The organism is Flavobacterium psychroterrae, assembly GCF_018380615.1.
In the GTDB taxonomy this organism is placed as follows: domain Bacteria; phylum Bacteroidota; class Bacteroidia; order Flavobacteriales; family Flavobacteriaceae; genus Flavobacterium; species Flavobacterium psychroterrae.
Map to the genome: position 1 here is coordinate 449367 of NZ_JAGYVZ010000002.1, position 18600 is coordinate 467966.

An 18600-nucleotide genomic window follows, 5' to 3' on the forward strand; every position below is an offset into this window, starting at 1 on the left:
AATTAGAAAATGTGTTAATTAGATAATTGTGAGCTTAAATATTCGCAGTAATAATTTTCTAATTAAAATTATCTCATTCTCTAATTGACACATTCTCTAATTAAAATTTATCTTTTTAAAGAAAAATGTCCTCTTAAAACAGGTTTGGTATTGTCAACTTTTAAAGCGTACCAATAATCAGAAGCAGGAAGCGGGGTTTTATCAAAAGTTCCGTCCCAACTCATTTTTGAAGAATTTAACTGAGCAATCAGTTTTCCGTAGCGATCAAAAATAGTAACTTCAGCTTGCGGATAATTTTCCATTCCAGTTACTTCCCATAAATCATTATACGAATCATTGTTTGGAGTGAAAAATGAAGGAAAAACAAGCACAACAAAGTTTATTGTGGTTTGTCCGCAACCGTTTTTTTCTCTCGCATACGCCGTTTGTAATCCGCCGGGAACATTATAAAATAAATTAGAATCCTGAAAATTTAATCCATCAATAGAATATTCAAAATAATCCATTTCTTTTTTAAGATGAATTACTGCCGTAGTTCCGTTCACATCAATTCGGTCAATTTGCGGAATTTGATGTTCATTCACTATAATTGTTTTTCGGCTGGTACAATTTTCAGGAGCAGGACTTGTGATATCTACAGTATAAGTTCCGCCGTTAGTGGCATCAATAGTTGGAGATGTTGCACCGGTATTCCACAAATAAGTCATTCCGGAAATCCCTGCATCGAGAGTGATTTTTTGAAATTGGCATAAAGCCAAAGTCTCATTGGTAACAATAGGCGGAGTATAAATTACAACATTTACAGGCGTTCGATTTGAATTAATACAAATACTATTTGAAGCCTCAGCATAATAAGTAGTATTAGAGGAAATTGTTGGCGTCGTAAAACTATTTCCCATATAAACACTGGTTCCGCCAGTAGAAGTTGTGAACCAATTAATGACACCAATATTTGAATTGGCTTCAACAACAACGCTTCCTGATCCGCAATTATAAACCGTTGATAAATTTGCAACAGGTTGATTAGGCGTTGCATTTACAGTGGCAATAACAGGTTTTCGGTTTGATTCACAACCTGCGTCAATATAATAAGTTGTCGTTGCGTCTAAAATTGGAGTTGTGTAGGCGTTTCCTGTTGTCAATAAAGTTCCTCCAATTGCTGAATCATACCAGTTAATTGTTGCTCCGGCCGTTGCCGTTGCAGTTAATGTAAAACTTCCTGAATCACAAACCGAATTTAGATTTATATCAGGCGTTGCAACCGGAATAGTAATTTTTGTACTTGCGGCAATTTCTAAAGGTAATTCGCCTGGCATTCCTCCATATTCTACGACATAACCTTTTGGTTGAAAACTGCCACTTGGGTCTCCAGTATTTGATAAATCATTCCATGATCCTCTTGTTCCAGTTCCCGGTTGTGTGATATGAGCATATTTTTCATTTCCTCCCTGATTATTAGGTTCTCCGCTATTCCAGAAGGCAAAATTTGGAGTTGAGCCATTTGCAGTTCCGTTCCAGAAAATAGTTCCGGCTTCCGGTCCTGTAACCCATTTCCAAATACCTTCACTTTCGGCATCACTTCCGCCAATCCAGCCCGTTCCTGATGCTTGTTCTCCAACTAATTTAGCTTCATCTGTAGATGAAATTGTAGCCAGATACCCTTTTAATCCGTAATAAGTTCTGGCTTCAGCAGCTGTTTTTGCATCAGTCCACGTAATTCCAATACTAGGAACATATAAGTAATAATGTTGTGTAGATGGCAAATAATTTGCCTGACCAATTGTGATCGAAAAAGTTTTAGTTCCTGAAGCAGTAGCTGATGAATTAGTAAACACAACATCTTTAATAGCGGCTTCAAGATCAGAATATAAAACATCAGTACCAGTTGGGCTTGATAGTGTTAATTTTCCCGAATTGGCATCCCAACTTGAAATAATCGACGGGTGACTTGCGGTATTTGAAAGTGCTAATTTGTCGAAACCATTAGAATAACCGGAAGAAATTTGAATATAAGCCGCTTGAGTTCCGGGTTCCAGAGGATCGTGAGTTATGGAAAAAGCTGTAACAATAGCAATGGCATTTTGAGGGCAATACAATTGATCGCCAGTCGCTTTTAATACAGGCGGAGTAGTAGCAAAACTAACTCTGCCAGTATTTTTATTTGATGTAAGAGTATCGTTTATTGTGGTAGTTACAGTTTTATTTGAAGTCTTAATTTTCTCATTTGCATAAGATTGAATGAAACTTAAAACAAAAAAGAAAATGGTTGTTTTTACGAAATTGGTTCTTTTCATTTTATAAAAGTATCAATTTTATAAGAACAAAAAAATATATTTCAATTTCTAACATTTAAAGTCGGAATCTGCTGTAAAATAACATTTTATAAAAGTAGATTCTTTATTCAGTTTTAGCTGGCCAATTAAGTTTCTGAAACAAATCCCAAACTACAATTCCTGCACTTACAGCAATATTTAAGGAATGTTTAGTTCCTAATTGCGGAATCTCAATACAACCATCGCAAATTGCAACTGCTTCCTGAGCTACGCCATAAACTTCATTACCAAAAACAAGTGCATATTTTTGATTTTTCTCAACTTTAAAATCCTGAAGAAAAACAGCACTTTCCACCTGTTCAATAGCTAATGTTAGTACATTATCGTTTTTTAGATTTTCGATAACTTCCAATACGTTTTCGTGATGTTCCCAGGCAACAGTTTCGGTAGCACCAAGAGCGGTTTTATGAATTTCTTTATTTGGTGGAGTAGCTGTAATACCGCACAATATTATTTTTTCAATTAAAAAAGCATCTGCGGTTCTAAACACAGACCCAATATTGTGCAAACTGCGAATATCATCTAACACTAAAATTAAAGGAGTTTTATCTGATTTTTTAAAATCTTCAATTGATTTTCTGTCCAGTTCGCTATTTTCTAATTTTCTCATCTTGTATTGAATTCAGGTCATAAAAAAAGCTTCCAAATATAAGGAAGCTTTTTCGATTTATTTTATTTTGTTATTCAGATTAGCTTTTAACCGGATCCGGTAAAACTGTACCTTTAATAGTAAGTACTTTTGTAGGTTGTCCTTCAGCGTTAGAAGTAACAGTTACGGTTTTTGTAAAAGCACCAACTCTGTCAGTAGCATATTTTACACCAATAATACCTTTAGCACCCGGAGCGATTGGCTCTTTTGGAGTTGTTGGTACAGTACAACCACAAGATCCTTGTGTATTTGTAATGATTAATGGTTTAGTTCCGTTGTTTACAAAAACGAATTCACGTTTTCCATCAGCATTGTGAGCGATAGTCCCGTAATCAATAGTTTCTGTTTCAAAAGCCATTCCAGCTCCTTCAACCTTAGCAACTTTAGCAGCTTTAGCAGTTGCTTTTTTAGTGCTTTGAGCGTTAGAGGCAGTAATTCCAACTACAGCTAACATAGCGAATAAAATTATTTTTTTCATCTTTAAGAATCTTTGTTTTAATTATGAACAAATCTATATAAAATTCTTATATCTTAATATAAAAAAATCTTAAAATATTTTAATTTTTGAAGCACTGCAATATTCCTTCAAAATATTATAAATTCGCTGTCTTAATTTTCCATTTAAAATACAATAATTTGGCAGCTAAAGAGAAAGTGGTGAAAGAAACACCGTTAATGAAACAGTACAACGAAATCAAGAGAAAATATCCTGATGCATGTCTGCTTTTTAGAGTGGGTGATTTTTATGAAACCTTTGGAGAAGACGCTGTCCGGGCATCAAAGATCCTTGGGATAACATTAACCAAAAGAGGAGCAGGATCTGAAACTGAAACAGCATTAGCAGGTTTTCCACATCATTCTATTAATACGTATTTGCCCAAATTGGTAAAAGCCGGACTTCGCGTCGCGATTTGCGATCAGCTTGAAGATCCAAAAATGACCAAAACTATTGTGAAACGTGGCGTTACTGAATTAGTAACTCCCGGAGTTTCCTTAAATGATGAAGTTTTACAATCAAAAACAAATAACTTTTTAGCATCAGTTTATTTTGCTAATAAAAATATCGGAGTTTCTTTTTTAGATGTTTCCACAGGCGAGTTTTTAACCGCTCAGGGAAATGCGGAATACATCGACAAATTATTGCAGAATTTTAATCCGAGTGAAATTCTGGTTCCAAAGAATAATAAGGGAGATTTCAAAGCTGCTTTTGGAGAAGATTTTCATACTTTTTATCTCGAAGACTGGATCTACAAAGAAGATTATGCTTTAGAAACTTTGACCAAACATTTTCAGACAGTTTCCTTAAAAGGTTTTGGTATAGAAGAATTGAAGGAAGGAATTATTGCCTCCGGAGCTATTTTATATTATTTGTCCGAAACACAGCACAATCGTGTCCAGCATATTACAGCGATTCAGCGTATTGCCGAAGATGCATATGTCTGGATGGATCGTTTTACAATTAGAAACTTAGAATTATACCATAGTTATAATCCAAATGCAGTAACACTTTTAGATGTTATCGACAGAACGCTTTCGCCAATGGGAGGGCGTTTATTGAAACGCTGGCTTGCCTTGCCGTTAAAAGACAGTCATAAAATAAAAGGACGTCATGATGTAGTTTCATATTTGAAATCAAATTCTGAAGTATTATATAATATTCAATATCAAATCAAGCAAATTTCAGATTTAGAACGTTTGATATCTAAAATCGCTGCCGGAAAAGTTTCGCCAAGAGAAATTGTTTATTTAAAAGAATCACTTGACGCTATTATTCCAATAAAAACTCTGGCGCTTGCAAGTCCGCAAGAAGCCGTGAAAGTTATAGGAGATAGTTTGCATGCTTGTGATTTATTAAGAGAGAAAATTAAAACAACCTTAAATCAGGATGCGCCGGTTGCAATTTCAAAAGGAAATGCAATTGCAAGAGGAATAAGTGAAGAACTGGATGATTTAAGAGATATTTCGACATCCGGAAAAGAATATCTGGAAGGAATAGAAAAAAGAGAATCAGAGCGAACAGGAATTTCGTCTTTGAAAATATCCTTTAATAATGTTTTTGGATATTATATCGAAGTTCGAAATACGCATAAAGACAAAGTGCCAACAGAATGGATTCGTAAACAAACCTTAGTAAATGCAGAACGTTATATTACCGAAGAATTAAAAGAATACGAAACAAAAATTTTAGGTGCCGAAGAAAAAATCCATAAAATCGAATCGGAGCTTTTTGAGCAATTAGTGGCCTGGATTTCGACCTATATCAAACCGGTTCAGATGAACGCAAATTTGGTAGCTCAATTAGATTGTCTGTGTTCGTTTACGCAATTGGCTGTAGAGAATCAATATGTATGTCCTGAAATTGATGAAACTTTTGAGCTTGAAATCAAAAACGGAAGACATCCTGTAATCGAAAAACAATTACCGGTAGGAACACCTTATATTGCCAATGATGTTTTTCTTGACAGAGAAACCCAGCAACTTATCATGATAACCGGTCCCAATATGTCAGGTAAGTCGGCTATATTAAGACAAACTGCTTTAATTGTATTATTGGCTCAAATGGGAAGTTTTGTTCCGGCTGACAGTGTGAGAATGGGAATTGTCGATAAAATCTTTACCAGAGTAGGAGCATCGGATAATATTTCCATGGGAGAGTCTACTTTTATGGTTGAGATGAATGAAACGGCTTCTATCTTGAATAATATTTCAGATCGTAGTCTGGTTTTATTAGATGAAATTGGGAGAGGAACAAGTACCTATGACGGAATCTCGATTGCCTGGGCTATTGCCGAATTTTTACACGAACATCCATCACAACCTAAAACCTTATTTGCTACGCATTATCATGAATTAAACGAAATGACCGAATCATTGCCGAGAATTCAGAATTATAATGTTGCAGTAAAAGAATTAAAAGACACCGTTCTTTTTATCCGTAAACTGGTAAAAGGAGGAAGTGCACATAGTTTTGGAATTCATGTTGCGAAAATGGCGGGAATGCCTCAAATCGTAATTTTGAAGGCGCAGAAGTTATTAAAGAAATTAGAGAAGAATCATTCCAGTGATGCGCTAAACGGAGTGAAATCAGCGGCAGACGAAATGCAAATGAGCTTTTTTAATTTAGATGATCCTTTGTTAGAAGAAATAAAAGAAGAGATCATGAGTCTTGACATCAATGCAATAACACCGGTCGAAGCATTGATGAAGCTTAATGAGATTAAAAGAATGCTGGTTAAAAAATAATTTCATATTTAAAGTTTAGGTTATCAGAAAGTTATAAAATAAGTTGATTTTTTTTTCAAAAAACGCTTGTGTAATTGAATAAATGTCCTAAATTTGCACTCGCAATACAGAGCAAGTCAAGTATTGTAGTTCTTACAAGAATTTGAAACGCGAAAATAGCTCAGTTGGTAGAGCGCGACCTTGCCAAGGTCGAGGTCGCGGGTTCGAGCCCCGTTTTTCGCTCAATGCCATATAATGCTCGGATGGTGAAATTGGTAGACACGCTGGACTTAAAATCCAGTGAACAGCAATGTTCGTGCGGGTTCAAGTCCCGCTCTGAGTACTAAAGCCTCTTCTTTTGAAGAGGCTTTTTTTATGCTGTAAACTCATAGTAATTTGAAATAAATTTACGAAGTAAATTTATTTCAAGAATCTAAGAATCTAAGAATCTAAGAATCTAAGAATCTAAGAATCTAAGAATCTAAGAATCTAAGAATCTAAGAATCTAAGAATCTAAGAATCTAAGAATCTAAGAATCTAAGAATCTAAGAATCTAAGAATCTAAGAATCTAAGAATCTAAGAATCTAAGAATCTAAGAATCTAAGAATCTAAGAATCTAAGAATCTAAGAATCTAAGAATCTAAGAATCTAAGAATCTAAGAATCTAAGAATCTAAGAATCTAAGAATCTAAGAAAGTCTAAAATCAACAATCTAAAATCTAAAATCTAAAATAATAAATGGGTGCTTTCGTAATAAGTAAAAGATTTAATGACGAATATAAATTCGTATTTACTTCCAGGAAAGGTAAAGTGATATTTACAAGTTTGAGTTATGAACTGAAATTTGAATGCGAAGAGGATATTGAGAAATTTAAATTGATTATTGACCAGGCGAGGTTTTTAAAATTTAAAGGCTCTGGAGGAAAGTATTTCTTTAAATTGATGTTGGGTGAACTTCACTTTGCAACAAGTCGTAAATACACTACAGAATTGCTTCTGCAAAAAGGAATAAAGGAAATTGTAACCTATGCTTCAAGATCTGAAATTTTAGACTTCTCGTCCAGCGAATCGATTTTTGAGGATGAAGAGGAAGAGGTGGAAGAAGTTGGAGAAGAAGTTGAAGAATAAAAAAAAACGAAATTCCAATTATTTAAAAATTCCAAATTCCAATAACGTCTTGTTTGGAATTTGGAATTTTTTGTTATTGAGGATTATTTTTATAAATGTTAAAATTTGTAAAAATATAAGCACAAAAAAAAACCATCTCAAAGATGGTTTTAAAATTTTTAGAAACTAGGTTCTAATTATTTTTTTACTTCTTCTACTTTAGCAGCAGCAGAATCAACTTTAGCAGCAGCAGAATCAACAGTTGCAGCAGCAGAATCAACTACAGCAGCAGCAGAATCAACAGTTACAGCAGTAGAATCTACAGACTCAGTAGCTGCAGCATCAGCTTTTTTACAAGAAACAACAGTTAAAACAGCAACAACAGCTAAACTTAAAAATACTTTTTTCATCTTACTTTATTATAAAAGGTTAATTATTAATTCGTGGCAAAGATATAAATTTTTTAATATGTAAAATATTTTTTTATTTTTTTTTTAAAATATTTTCATTTGCTCACGATTATCTTAGTTATCAAATAATATGCCACAATGCTAAAATTATGTTATATTATTGTATTTTTTGATTAAATTATTTTTAGTTGAATATTCAATAAGAGAATTGGCTATTTTATTCCCTTCCTTGCGGTTTGTTTTGTTTTTGATTGAATATTCACTAAGTCGATATGGGTAAAAATAGCTCATTTAAGCTGTTTTTTATGTAATAATGACTCAAATGTAACCATTGTTTAAATAAATCGCTTACAAAACTACATTCATAATGGTGTTTGTTGCTCCTGTATTATCCTGAATATAGGCTTTGCAAATCTTACTTTTTTCTGTTAAGAAATTTTCATCGGCAAGTAAATGATCCAGGTTTTCTTTTAATTCGTTAAAATTAGAGATTACAATACATCCTTCAAGCGATACAAGTTGGATTGCTTCTGCAAAATTCGAGTAATTTGGTCCAATAATAATCGGAATCCCAAATGTTGCAGGTTCAAGAATGTTATGAATTCCCGGATTCCCAAAACCTCCTCCAACATATGCCATTGTTCCGTAACTATAGATTTTAGTCAGTAATCCAACCGTATCTATTATAAAGACATTGTAATTTGATAAATCCAGATTACTTTTTTCTGAAAATAAAACCGTCGATTTTGTAATTTGAGATTTTAAATTAGAGATCTGATCTGGTTTAATGTTATGCGGTGCAATAATGAATTTTACATCTTCCGGTGCCTGATTGATATATTCGGCAATTAAAGCTTCATCTTTTGGCCACGAACTTCCTATTATAATAGTAGGTTTGTTGTTTTTAAAGTTTTCAATAAAATCAAGTGAATTGTCTCTTTCTAAAATTGCATTTACGCGATCAAAACGAGTATCGCCGGAAACAACAACATTATGAAATCCTATGGCTTCGATTTTTTCTTTAGAACTTTCATTCTGAACAAAAAAATAAGTGAACGCTTTTAATGCTTTTCGGTAAAAACCACCATACCATTTAAAAAACATCTGATTGTCCCTGAAAATTCCCGAAATTAAATAAGTTGGAGTTCTGCTTGTTTCCAGTTCTTTTAAATAGTTAAGCCAGAATTCATATTTTATAAAAAAGGCTAATTCGGGATGAACGAGTTTTAGGAATTTCTTTGCATTGCTTTTTGTGTCTAATGGCAGGTAAACAGTAACATCTGCAACCGTATTATTTTTGCGTACTTCATAGCCGGAAGGCGAGAAAAAAGTAACGATGATTTTATGTTCAGGGTATTTTTCCTTGATTTTTTCGATTACCGGCAAACCTTGTTCGTATTCGCCAAGAGATGCCGAATGAAACCAAATCGTTTTATCTCCAGGTTTTATTTTATCTTCTAATATTGTGAAAACGTTTTTTCGACCGTCTATAAAGAGTTTAATTTTCGGACTAAAAAGCGCTACAATTTTCAGAAAAAACCCCGCAATAGAAATAACTAAATTATATAGAAAAAGCATCTGTTTATTTTTGTGGCTAAATTACGGTTCTTTCGATTATTTTCATTGGTTTGAAGGTATTAAATAACTATTTTTGTTCCTCCTTTTAGAGATTCTGTTTTAAAAACAGCTCTTTAATTTTAAAAATATATTGAAAATGAAAAAAATTCAAATGGTTGACTTAAAGAGTCAATACGAAAAAATAAAAACTACGGTTGATGCTTCTATTCAAGAAGTTTTAGATACAAATACTTATATAAATGGACCTTTAGTTCATCAGTTTCAAAAAAATCTTGAAGATTATTTGGGTGCAAAACATGTAATTCCTTGTGCAAACGGAACAGATGCTTTGCAAATTGCAATGATGGCTTTAGATTTAAAACCTGGCGATGAGGTAATTACTGCTGATTTTACTTTTGCGGCTACAGTTGAGGTTATTGCTTTATTGCAATTAACACCGGTTTTAGTTGATGTTGATATTACAAACATGAATATTGATATCGAAGCAATTAAAAAAGCAATTACACCAAAAACCAAAGCAATTGTTCCCGTACATTTATTTGGTCGCGCAGCAAATATGGATGCAATTATGGAAATTGCTGCTGAGCATAATTTATATGTAATCGAAGATAATGCACAAGCAATTGGAGCTGATTATATTTCGAAATCAGGAACAAAAAGCAAAGTAGGAGTGATTGGTCAAGTTGCTGCAACGTCATTTTTTCCCTCTAAAAACTTAGGTTGTTATGGAGATGGCGGAGCAATTTTTACTAACGATGATAAACTAGCGCACATCATTCGCGGAATCGTAAACCACGGAATGTACGAGCGTTACCATCACGATGTTGTGGGTGTAAATTCACGTTTAGATAGTATTCAGGCTGGAGTTTTAAATGCAAAATTGCCACTTTTAGATGAATATAATGCAGCGCGTCGTTTAGCGGCTTCAAAATACAATGCAGCTTTTGCCGGAAATGCACATATTATAACTCCGGAATTTGATGCAAACGGAAATGATCACGTTTTTCATCAATATGTTTTGAGAATTATAGATGCGGATAGAAATGGATTATTGCAGCATTTGCAGGATAAGCAAATTCCATGTGCAATTTATTATCCAATTCCTTTACATTCTCAAAAAGCGTATCTAGATCCTCGCTATAAAGAAGAACAATTTCCGGTTACGAATCAATTGGTTCAGGAAGTTATTGCTTTGCCAATGCACACAGAATTAGATGATGAGCAAATTAAATTTATAACCGATTCGGTTTTAGAATTTTTAAATAAATAAGTATGAAAAGGATTTGTCTTTTAGTTTTAATAGTTTTTGTTCAGTTCTCGGTTTTTTCTCAAAAATCAGGTTCAAAAGATAAAGCGGCGATCAGTAATCAGGTCGAAAGTTTGCGTAAAGCAATGATTGATGCTGATGGAGTAAAATTAAAAGCACTGACTTCTGATAAATTGAGTTACGTTCATTCGAATGGTAATTTTCAAAATCAAGCCGAATTTATAGACGGAATAGTGAGTGGGAAATCTGATTTTGTTACTATAGAATTTCAAAATCAAACAATAACGATTCAAAATGGCGTTGCTATTGTGAGTCATGTTTTATCGGCCCATACAAAAGATGACGGAATTGATAAAGATATTAAAATAGGAATAATGCTGGTTTGGCAAAAGCAAAAGAATAATTGGATTTTGATTGCCAGACAAGCTTATAAATTAACTACATAAATTAACCAAAAAATGAAAGTATTAGTAACAGGAGGATTAGGATTTATTGGTTCTCACACCGTAGTCGAATTGCAAAATGAAGGCTTTGAAGTAGTGATAATTGATAATCTTTCAAATGCTACCGAAGATGTTCTAAAAGGAATTGCAGCAATTACAGGAAAAACGCCTTTATTCGAAAAATTAGATTTAAGAGAAAAAGCGGCGGTTCATGATTTCTTTAAAAAACATAATGATGTTACTGGTGTAATTCATTTTGCTGCTTCAAAAGCAGTTGGCGAAAGTGTAGAACAGCCTTTATTATACTACGAAAATAACATTAACAGTTTAATATATCTGCTACAGGAATTACAGCAAAAACCTGAGGCAAGTTTTATTTTCAGTTCATCTTGTACAGTTTACGGTCAAGCCGAAAAAATGCCAATTACAGAAGATGCTCCAGTTCAAACAGCAATGTCTCCTTACGGAAACACAAAACAAATAGGAGAGGAAATTATTACGGATACAGCTAAAGTAACCAATATACGCGCAATTTTATTGCGTTATTTTAATCCGGTTGGAGCGCATTCAAGCAATGAAATTGGCGAATTGCCATTAGGTGTTCCTCAAAATTTAGTACCTTTTATTACACAAACCGGAATGGGATTGCGTAAAGAATTATCGGTTTTTGGAGATGATTATCCAACTCCGGACGGAACTGCAGTTCGTGATTATATTCACGTTGTAGATTTAGCGAAAGCGCACGTAATTGCATTAAAGCGTTTATTCGATAAAAAGAATTTACAAAAAGTAGAAACTTTTAATTTAGGAACCGGAACTGGAAGCTCAGTTCTTGAAGTAATAAATAGTTTCGAAAAAGTGAGCGACAAAAAATTACCGTACAAAATAATGCCGCGTCGTGAAGGTGATATCACCGAAGCTTATGCGAATACAGATAAAGCAAACAATGTTTTAGGCTGGAAAGCACAATTAAGTTTAGACGAAGCAATGGCAAGTGCCTGGAAATGGGAACAGAAAGTTCGCTCTTAAATAGTTTTCAGTTTTCGGTCACAGTTTTCCGGTAGAGACGCAGAGCAGTGTGTCTAACTGTAGAATGTCAAAAAATCCCAAATAATCTAAATTGATTATTTGGGATTTTTATTTTAGAAAGATTTTATTTTGTAAATTTATAAGATTAAATTGTAGGAATTATGGATAAGAAAAAAGAAGATCTTAAAAATGATAAAGTTGAAGAACCTGCTGTTGAATATGAAATTCAAAAACCTAAATTTAAAGGGATAGATCGCGAGACTTTTGATTTTGATGCTGAGTTTGCTAAAGGATTAACTCCAGAGGAATTTAAAGTTGAAATGTCCAAAAGAATAAAAGCATATCCTTGGAAATAAAAATCCTCATAAACATTTAATTTATGAGGATTTTTGTATTTAATATGTCAGTAACTGAAAACTGAGACTGCGACTGAAAACTAATTAAGCATTCGCCGTAACCGCTTCTTTATCAATTTTATTAATCAAACCTGCTAATACTTTTCCCGGACCAACTTCTGTAAATAAAGTAGCTCCGTCAGCGATCATTTGTTGAACAGATTGAGTCCATTTTACAGGAGCAGTCAATTGAATAATTAAGTTCTTTTTGATTTCGTTTGCATCAGAAACAGCGCTTGCTGTTACATTTTGATAAACCGGGCAAATAGGAGTTGAGAAAGTAGTTGCTTCAATTGCAGCAGCCAATTCTTCTCTTGCAGGTTCCATCATTGGAGAGTGAAATGCTCCTCCAACAGGTAAAATTAAAGCACGTTTTGCTCCGGCAGCTTTCATAGCCTCACAAGCTTTTTCAACAGCAGTAGTTTCTCCTGAAATTACCAATTGTCCCGGACAGTTATAATTTGCAGCAACCACAATTCCGTCAATAGAAGCGCAAACTTCTTCAACAACATTGTCAGCTAAACCTAAAACAGCAGCCATTGTTGATGGAGTAATTTCGCAGGCTTTTTGCATCGCAAGAGCACGTTGAGAAACTAATTTAAGACCATCTTCAAAAGATAAAGTCCCGTTGGCAACCAATGCTGAAAATTCTCCTAAAGAATGTCCTGCAACCATCTCTGGTTTAAAATCTTCCCCTAAAGTTTTTGCTAAAATAACGGAGTGTAAAAAAACAGCCGGTTGAGTAACTTTAGTTTCTTTTAGTTCTTCGGCAGTACCTTCGAACATAATATCTGTAATTCTAAAACCTAAAATTTCATTAGCTTTTTCGAATAATTCTTTGGCTAAAGCCGATGATTCATATAAGTCTTTGCCCATTCCTGTAAATTGTGCGCCCTGACCCGGAAATACGTATGCTTTCATTTCTCTAATTTAAAGTTGAATTTTTCTGAATTGAAAATTAGTTTCAATTGAAAGGCAAAAATAGTATTTTTTTAGCTCGTATAATCTTTAAACATATAAATCCATGCTAATCTTGAAAATCGAAGATTGAAAGAAGTTAATAAAATAATTACAACGGCAATTATTGGAATGATTCTTAAATCGAAGTTTTTTTCGAAGAAAAATTGGGCAACACAATAAGTAGCAATACCTTGGGCAACAGTTAATCCGTAGTTTACATACATGGCACCAAAGAAATAACCAGGTTCTTTCTGAAATTTGTAATTACAATGACTGCAGTATTCATTCATTTTTGGTAAACTAAAACTCAGAAAAATATTTTTGTCTTTAAATACTTTTCCTGTATGACAAACAGGACATTCGTTTTTAAAGATATGAGTTAATGTACTTGACATGATCTAGTTATTTTTTGTTTATACAAAGGTAATTCACAGACTTATAAAAGTCTTTTTTATATCTTCGCTAATTATAGCACAATAAAGACATTTTGCGTAAAATTCCAATAAAAAAATCTGAAATTCCAAATTTCAAATCCAAAAATCTACAATCTAAAATTTAATAGCATATGAAAAAATATCCAATTTATAGTGTTCAGAATTTTAGTTGCAATGATATTCATCGTGATTTTTACGTCAATACTTTTACGGAACATTTAAAGAATCACAGTTTTGTTGAAGAACCACATCGTCATGATTCGTATTTAATGGTTTTTTTTACAAAAGGTTCAGGACAGCATGAAGTTGATTTTGATCAATTCGAAATTAAAAGAGGAAGTTTATTTGTTTTGCAGCCCGGACAAATGCATCATTGGAGTTTGTCTGAAGATATTGAAGGTTTTGTGATTATTTTTTCTCAGGAACTTTATAATTTGTATTTCGGACAAAAAAACATCAACGAATATAATTTCTATCATTCCATTCACAATCGACCGGAAATGGTTTTTGAAGAAATAGAAATTCCAAAAATCCTGCCTTATTTTGATTTGCTAATTCAGGAAAACAATCAGGAAAATAAATATCAACTGGATAAAATGTTGAATTTATTAGATTGTATTCATATCGAAATTGCTCGTAAATACAATGAAACTTATTCGCATCAAACGCATTCTTATAATATCAAAATCAATAGATTCGAAATGCTTTTGGAAAAGTATTTCAGACAGGAAAAATTGCCTTCATTTTATGCCGAAAAATTAAACATCACTTTAAAACATTTAAACAGAATCTGCAATGAAATCCTCCAAAAAACCGCAACCGAAGTTATTATGGATCGCGTAATTCTGGAAATAAAGCGAATGTTAATCGATAAACAATTGGCTGTAAACGAAATTGCCTATAAAGTAGGCTACGAAGATTACTCGTATTTCTCCCGACTTTTCAAAAAACAAACTGGATTTTCTCCAACAGAGTTTCGAAATACTGTTAGATAGTTTTGCCACGAATTACACGAATTATCACGAATTATTTTTGACTCTTTTTGTGCGCAAAAAATTAGTGGAAATTTGTGAAATTCGTGGCAAACTTTTTTATTCATAAAATAAAAGCCTGCACTTTCTAAAAAGTACAGGCTTTTAATCAACCAAATTAAATTCTATTATTGTCTGAATTAAGCTTGTTTTACAAATTGTAATTCAATGTTCAAACGAACTTCTTCTCCAACTAAAACTCCCCCAGTTTCAAGAGCAGAGTTCCAGTTTAAACCCCAATCTTTACGATTAATTTTTCCTTCAATGCTTAAACCTACTTTAGTATTTCCCCAAGGATCAGTCATAATTCCGCTAAATTCTACAGGAAACTTTACTGATTTTGAAATTCCTTTGATAGTTAAATCTCCAGTTAATTCATAATCTCCAGCATCGATTTTTTTAAATGATGATCCTTTGAAAGTTAATTTCGGATTGTTCTCAACATCAAAGAAATCAGCACTTCTTAAGTGACCATCTCTGTCTGCATTTGCAGTATCGATAGAAGCGATATCACCTGAAAATTCAATTTCAGCATTTTCGAAGTTTTCGCCTTCTGTAGTAATTGTAGCATCGTAAGTTCCAAATTTACCTGAAACATTTGTAAACATCATGTGTTTAACTTTAAAACCAATTTCTGAATGTGTTGGGTCAATTGACCATTTTGTAGTTGCCATAATTTTTATTTTTTAAATAATTAATTTCATTTTGATAGGACAAAGTTACGTCCGGAGTATTTGAAACACACTTAACCTAGATTAAGAAATGAAAAGTGATAATTTTATAGGTTTATTTTTTTGTTACTGATTTCAGGATGAAAAAATGTTTTAGTTTCTCGCAGATTTTGCAGATTAAGCAGATTTCTATCAATTTTTGTCTTACGAATTTTAAAAAAAATAAGCCGATATACGCAGATTATTTGTAAAAATGAATTCTAATAAATATCTGCTTAATCTGCAAAATCTGCGAGAAACCTTTTTTTATTCTGCAAAAGAAAAACGATAAAAACCTGATAAAAACAGATTCATTATCGTTTCCTGAAAAAAAGTATTAATTGTTTCTTATAATTAATAGTTCATCGGAATATCCATCAATAAAAATTCAGCATCTGTATTTGCTTTTATATTTAAAGTATCAGTTCCTGAAATTCCAACCGCATCACGAGTGTTTAATTCCTGACCGTTTATCGTTACGTTTCCTTTTAAAATGAAAGCGTAAACTCCATTACCTTCTTTTTTGATTTTATATTCAGTGCTAACTCCAGAATCAAAATTCCCCATATTGAACCAGGCGTCCTGATGAATCCAAACTCCTTCATCGTCAGCATTTGGAGATAAGATTTGTGCTAATTTATTGTGTCTGTCAGCAACATTTAAAGTAATTTGTTGATAACGAGGATCTACATTTCTCTTGTTTGGAAACAACCAGATTTGCAGTAATTTAGTTTGTTGATCTGCATTTGGGTTAAACTCACTGTGTTGAACTCCAGTTCCTGCACTCATTACCTGAATATCACCATTTTTGATAATTTCAGTATTTCCCATACTGTCTTTGTGTGCTAAATCTCCTTCCAGCGGAATCGTAATGATTTCCATATTATCGTGAGGATGTGTTCCAAAACCCATTCCGCCCGCAATTGTGTCATCGTTCAAAACACGAAGCGCTCCAAACTGAATTCTTTCAGGGTTGTACCAACTTGCAAAACTAAAACTATGGTAAGCGTTAAGCCATCCGTGATTTGCGTTTCCTCTTGTTTCTGCTTTGTGTAATACTATATTTTCCATGATGATATGTGTTTTGTTATTTTTATAGTACAAAGATACCATCAAGGTCAACGAAACGTACTTAATGTAGATTAAGAAAAAAGTTACTGAGTTTCTGAGGGGCTAAGATTCTAAGGTGTAGAGGTTTTTATTGTAGAGGCGCACAGCAGTGCGTCTCAGGTCTAGTTTATCATCTCGAATGATACCGACCGATCGTGAGTTGACGAAGCAATCCCCGCAGTAATTCGACAGCGACCAAACCCGATAGGTTTTAAAAACCTGTCGGGTTTACTTTGCCGATGTTTGTCTTTTTAGAAGAAGAGATCTCCGTAATAAACTCCCAGGTAAATATCTCCAATCTTTGTCGAGTCTCTTGTGTGATCTCTCCTTCGTCGAGATGACAAGATTGCGGTTAAGTGATTGTGTTCAAAGTTTTCTGAAATCTAAGAAGTCTAATGTCTAAAGATCTAACAATCTAATTAACTATATTGACTTATAAATTGCTGAACAACCGCATCAGTGTTCTCGTGGCGTTTTTTATTTTCCAGAGCAATAGGAGGCGCGGCTCTTTCGAGGCAATTTTTCACATCACAGGTTTCGCACGTAACGCCAACAATTCTTTTAACCAAAGGTTTTCCTTCGATGAATTTGAATTTCTTTTTCATTGCCGGAGTAATCAAAATTCCAACGGAAATACTTCTTATATTATTCTCAACAAAAGGATCTTTGGTTGCCGATGAAAAGACCAGATATTCATTTCCACTGTGAACATAACTTGAAATCTGTGCATCAAAAAAGTGTGGTTTGTTTTGTTTAATGGCTTCATCTATCGTTTTAACAGAAACCCATCTTCTGCAATAATGTTCGTTCGTTTCGTTTGCATGAGGTTCCTGTTGATTGGTGATATGTAATTCCTTTTTAATTTGATATACATCAGAACCAATTGGATGTGATAATCTTAGAAAAAATAAGTTTTTTAAGTTAAAATCTTTCGGTAATAAATTCGTCAATCTCTGATAAAATGATTCCGGTGAAACTTCGAAACTTTCGATTAAAGCAACAAATTCTTCCGGTTTTGGATTTTCATTATTTAAGAAACTATTTATTTTATCAACGACTAATTTTCTTGGCAATAATAAAGCTCCGGCAAAATACGAAGCGTAAAAATTATGCAAAACCTGATCAAAATTTTCGAATTTAATCCAACTGAAAGTCAATAATCTATCGGATATTTTCAGGTAGTTGTAGGCGATTTCTTTTGCTAGAATAAATGCTTTCTGCGGATTGTCTAATTCTGTTGAAAGTAATAATGTTTTACTTTTCGGGACATAAATAGAGCGTAAATCTCCCAGCGCTTCCTGTTCTGAAAAAGCAATTTCTTTTATTTTATATTCATATTCTTCTTTCAGAATTGCTTCTAATTCTTCAATACTAATTTTAGAATCTAAATTAATCTGAAAGGATTTAGAAAAATTAATAACCTGATTTTCTAAATCTTCAAAATAATTACTGCTGGCTTCCTGATAAGATCGTAATGCTGCCAGAAAGAAACTTTCACGGCTTAAATTATAATGTTGGGCAATTTCGATAATGGTACTAATAAAGGCATTGACTTTGGCTGGAGCATTCGCAATAATATCAATTAAATCAGCTTCCTGGATCCCAAAAAGCTCTAGCGGAATCTCTTTTAAAATGCCTGATTTCAGAATTTCGCCAATTGGAGCAAGATTATTATCTAGTTTCAAAGATACCATTTGGTCGTATGGAACATCTAAATGCTCGCATAAAAGTAAAATTTTATCTGTTTTCGGATATTTTTTTCCCTTTTCAATCTCGTTTAAATACGATTTTGAAAGATTTGTCAATTTGGCTAAGCCAAAAAGTGAAAGATTTCTTTGAGTGCGAACTTGCTTGAGTTTTAGCCCAAATATCAGCTTTATATAGTCTTTTTCGATATCCATAAATCAAATATAGTTATTTA

17 protein-coding genes and 2 tRNA genes are annotated in these 18600 nt (G+C 33.3%); 9 read left to right on the forward strand and 10 right to left on the reverse strand.

What is annotated here, in order from left to right:
* Positions 1-107: 107 nt before the first annotated feature.
* The 3 genes from KHA90_RS03765 to KHA90_RS03775 form a co-directional block, all read right to left on the reverse strand.
* On the reverse strand, positions 108-2294 hold the full coding sequence (locus tag KHA90_RS03765; RefSeq protein ID WP_213295553.1) for a T9SS type B sorting domain-containing protein: 2187 nt from the start codon (positions 2292-2294) through the stop codon (positions 108-110).
* Positions 2295-2397: 103 nt separating this feature from the next.
* Positions 2398-2943 (reverse strand): RNA methyltransferase, encoded by a 546-nt coding sequence (locus tag KHA90_RS03770; RefSeq protein ID WP_213295557.1) that lies wholly within the window; start codon positions 2941-2943, stop codon positions 2398-2400.
* Positions 2944-3022: 79 nt separating this feature from the next.
* Positions 3023-3460 (reverse strand): DUF1573 domain-containing protein, encoded by a 438-nt coding sequence (locus KHA90_RS03775; protein WP_213295560.1) that lies wholly within the window; start codon positions 3458-3460, stop codon positions 3023-3025.
* Positions 3461-3618: 158 nt separating this feature from the next.
* Here KHA90_RS03775 and mutS point away from each other — a divergent pair, with 158 nt between their 5' ends.
* From mutS to KHA90_RS03795, 4 genes are all read left to right on the forward strand, one after another.
* Complete coding sequence (mutS, locus tag KHA90_RS03780) at positions 3619-6225, forward strand: DNA mismatch repair protein MutS (protein ID WP_213295563.1); 2607 nt, start codon at positions 3619-3621, stop codon at positions 6223-6225.
* A 149-nt stretch (positions 6226-6374) separates the two neighbouring features.
* Positions 6375-6447: transfer RNA gene (locus KHA90_RS03785), tRNA-Gly, on the forward strand.
* A gap of 14 nt (positions 6448-6461) precedes the next feature.
* Positions 6462-6547: transfer RNA gene (locus tag KHA90_RS03790), tRNA-Leu, on the forward strand.
* Between the two features lie 396 nt (positions 6548-6943).
* The gene (locus KHA90_RS03795) at positions 6944-7333 is read left to right on the forward strand and encodes a DUF1508 domain-containing protein (protein ID WP_213295566.1); all 390 of its coding nucleotides are present in this window, start codon (positions 6944-6946) and stop codon (positions 7331-7333) included.
* Between the two features lie 176 nt (positions 7334-7509).
* Here the strand turns inward: KHA90_RS03795 and KHA90_RS03800 are convergent, their stop codons facing one another.
* Positions 7510-7722, reverse strand: a complete 213-nt coding sequence (locus KHA90_RS03800; protein WP_213295569.1) for a PG1828 family lipoprotein — start codon at positions 7720-7722, stop codon at positions 7510-7512.
* A gap of 348 nt (positions 7723-8070) precedes the next feature.
* Entirely contained in the window at positions 8071-9300 is a 1230-nt protein-coding gene (locus tag KHA90_RS03805; RefSeq protein WP_213295571.1) for a 3-deoxy-D-manno-octulosonic acid transferase, read from the reverse strand.
* A 136-nt stretch (positions 9301-9436) separates the two neighbouring features.
* On the opposite strand from KHA90_RS03805, the gene KHA90_RS03810 reads away from it, so the two are divergent.
* From KHA90_RS03810 to KHA90_RS03825, 4 genes are all read left to right on the forward strand, one after another.
* Complete coding sequence (locus tag KHA90_RS03810) at positions 9437-10570, forward strand: DegT/DnrJ/EryC1/StrS family aminotransferase (RefSeq protein ID WP_213295575.1); 1134 nt, start codon at positions 9437-9439, stop codon at positions 10568-10570.
* A gap of 2 nt (positions 10571-10572) precedes the next feature.
* Positions 10573-11013, forward strand: a complete 441-nt coding sequence (locus tag KHA90_RS03815; RefSeq protein WP_213295578.1) for a nuclear transport factor 2 family protein — start codon at positions 10573-10575, stop codon at positions 11011-11013.
* A 12-nt stretch (positions 11014-11025) separates the two neighbouring features.
* Positions 11026-12039, forward strand: a complete 1014-nt coding sequence (galE, locus tag KHA90_RS03820) for a UDP-glucose 4-epimerase GalE (protein ID WP_213295581.1) — start codon at positions 11026-11028, stop codon at positions 12037-12039.
* Between the two features lie 161 nt (positions 12040-12200).
* Positions 12201-12395 carry a hypothetical protein gene (locus KHA90_RS03825; protein WP_213295583.1) on the forward strand — a complete coding sequence of 65 codons (195 nt, stop codon included), beginning with the start codon at positions 12201-12203 and terminating at the stop codon, positions 12393-12395.
* 84 nt (positions 12396-12479) lie between these two features.
* On the opposite strand, the gene fabD is transcribed toward KHA90_RS03825, so the two are convergent.
* A complete protein-coding gene (gene fabD, locus KHA90_RS03830) occupies positions 12480-13355 on the reverse strand; it encodes an ACP S-malonyltransferase (protein ID WP_213295585.1) in 876 nt (291 codons plus the stop codon).
* 71 nt (positions 13356-13426) lie between these two features.
* Positions 13427-13789 (reverse strand): DUF983 domain-containing protein, encoded by a 363-nt coding sequence (locus tag KHA90_RS03835; protein ID WP_213295587.1) that lies wholly within the window; start codon positions 13787-13789, stop codon positions 13427-13429.
* Positions 13790-13959: 170 nt separating this feature from the next.
* On the opposite strand from KHA90_RS03835, the gene KHA90_RS03840 reads away from it, so the two are divergent.
* Positions 13960-14823, forward strand: a complete 864-nt coding sequence (locus KHA90_RS03840; protein WP_213295589.1) for a helix-turn-helix domain-containing protein — start codon at positions 13960-13962, stop codon at positions 14821-14823.
* Between the two features lie 176 nt (positions 14824-14999).
* Here the strand turns inward: KHA90_RS03840 and KHA90_RS03845 are convergent, their stop codons facing one another.
* The 3 genes from KHA90_RS03845 to KHA90_RS03855 form a co-directional block, all read right to left on the reverse strand.
* Positions 15000-15533 carry a YceI family protein gene (locus KHA90_RS03845; protein WP_213295591.1) on the reverse strand — a complete coding sequence of 178 codons (534 nt, stop codon included), beginning with the start codon at positions 15531-15533 and terminating at the stop codon, positions 15000-15002.
* Between the two features lie 390 nt (positions 15534-15923).
* Positions 15924-16640 (reverse strand): pirin family protein, encoded by a 717-nt coding sequence (locus tag KHA90_RS03850; protein WP_213295594.1) that lies wholly within the window; start codon positions 16638-16640, stop codon positions 15924-15926.
* A 458-nt stretch (positions 16641-17098) separates the two neighbouring features.
* Positions 17099-18580 carry a helix-turn-helix domain-containing protein gene (locus KHA90_RS03855; RefSeq protein ID WP_213295596.1) on the reverse strand — a complete coding sequence of 494 codons (1482 nt, stop codon included), beginning with the start codon at positions 18578-18580 and terminating at the stop codon, positions 17099-17101.
* Positions 18581-18600: the final 20 nt, after the last annotated feature.

Excerpts from the sequence above, each read along its gene's own strand:
- KHA90_RS03805 (WP_213295571.1), bottom strand. The coding sequence starts at position 9,300 with ATGCTTTTTCTATATAATTTAGTTATTTCTATTGCGGGGTTTTTTCTG.
- fabD (WP_213295585.1), bottom strand. The coding sequence starts at position 13,355 with ATGAAAGCATACGTATTTCCGGGTCAGGGCGCACAATTTACAGGAATG.
- KHA90_RS03795 (WP_213295566.1), top strand. The coding sequence starts at position 6,944 with ATGGGTGCTTTCGTAATAAGTAAAAGATTTAATGACGAATATAAATTC.
- KHA90_RS03850 (WP_213295594.1), bottom strand. The coding sequence starts at position 16,640 with ATGGAAAATATAGTATTACACAAAGCAGAAACAAGAGGAAACGCAAAT.
- KHA90_RS03770 (WP_213295557.1), bottom strand. The coding sequence starts at position 2,943 with ATGAGAAAATTAGAAAATAGCGAACTGGACAGAAAATCAATTGAAGAT.
- KHA90_RS03810 (WP_213295575.1), top strand. The coding sequence starts at position 9,437 with ATGAAAAAAATTCAAATGGTTGACTTAAAGAGTCAATACGAAAAAATA.
- KHA90_RS03765 (WP_213295553.1), bottom strand. The coding sequence starts at position 2,294 with ATGAAAAGAACCAATTTCGTAAAAACAACCATTTTCTTTTTTGTTTTA.
- galE (WP_213295581.1), top strand. The coding sequence starts at position 11,026 with ATGAAAGTATTAGTAACAGGAGGATTAGGATTTATTGGTTCTCACACC.
- KHA90_RS03845 (WP_213295591.1), bottom strand. The coding sequence starts at position 15,533 with ATGGCAACTACAAAATGGTCAATTGACCCAACACATTCAGAAATTGGT.
- KHA90_RS03855 (WP_213295596.1), bottom strand. The coding sequence starts at position 18,580 with ATGGATATCGAAAAAGACTATATAAAGCTGATATTTGGGCTAAAACTC.
- KHA90_RS03815 (WP_213295578.1), top strand. The coding sequence starts at position 10,573 with ATGAAAAGGATTTGTCTTTTAGTTTTAATAGTTTTTGTTCAGTTCTCG.
- KHA90_RS03775 (WP_213295560.1), bottom strand. The coding sequence starts at position 3,460 with ATGAAAAAAATAATTTTATTCGCTATGTTAGCTGTAGTTGGAATTACT.
- KHA90_RS03835 (WP_213295587.1), bottom strand. The coding sequence starts at position 13,789 with ATGTCAAGTACATTAACTCATATCTTTAAAAACGAATGTCCTGTTTGT.
- KHA90_RS03800 (WP_213295569.1), bottom strand. The coding sequence starts at position 7,722 with ATGAAAAAAGTATTTTTAAGTTTAGCTGTTGTTGCTGTTTTAACTGTT.
- KHA90_RS03825 (WP_213295583.1), top strand. The coding sequence starts at position 12,201 with ATGGATAAGAAAAAAGAAGATCTTAAAAATGATAAAGTTGAAGAACCT.
- KHA90_RS03840 (WP_213295589.1), top strand. The coding sequence starts at position 13,960 with ATGAAAAAATATCCAATTTATAGTGTTCAGAATTTTAGTTGCAATGAT.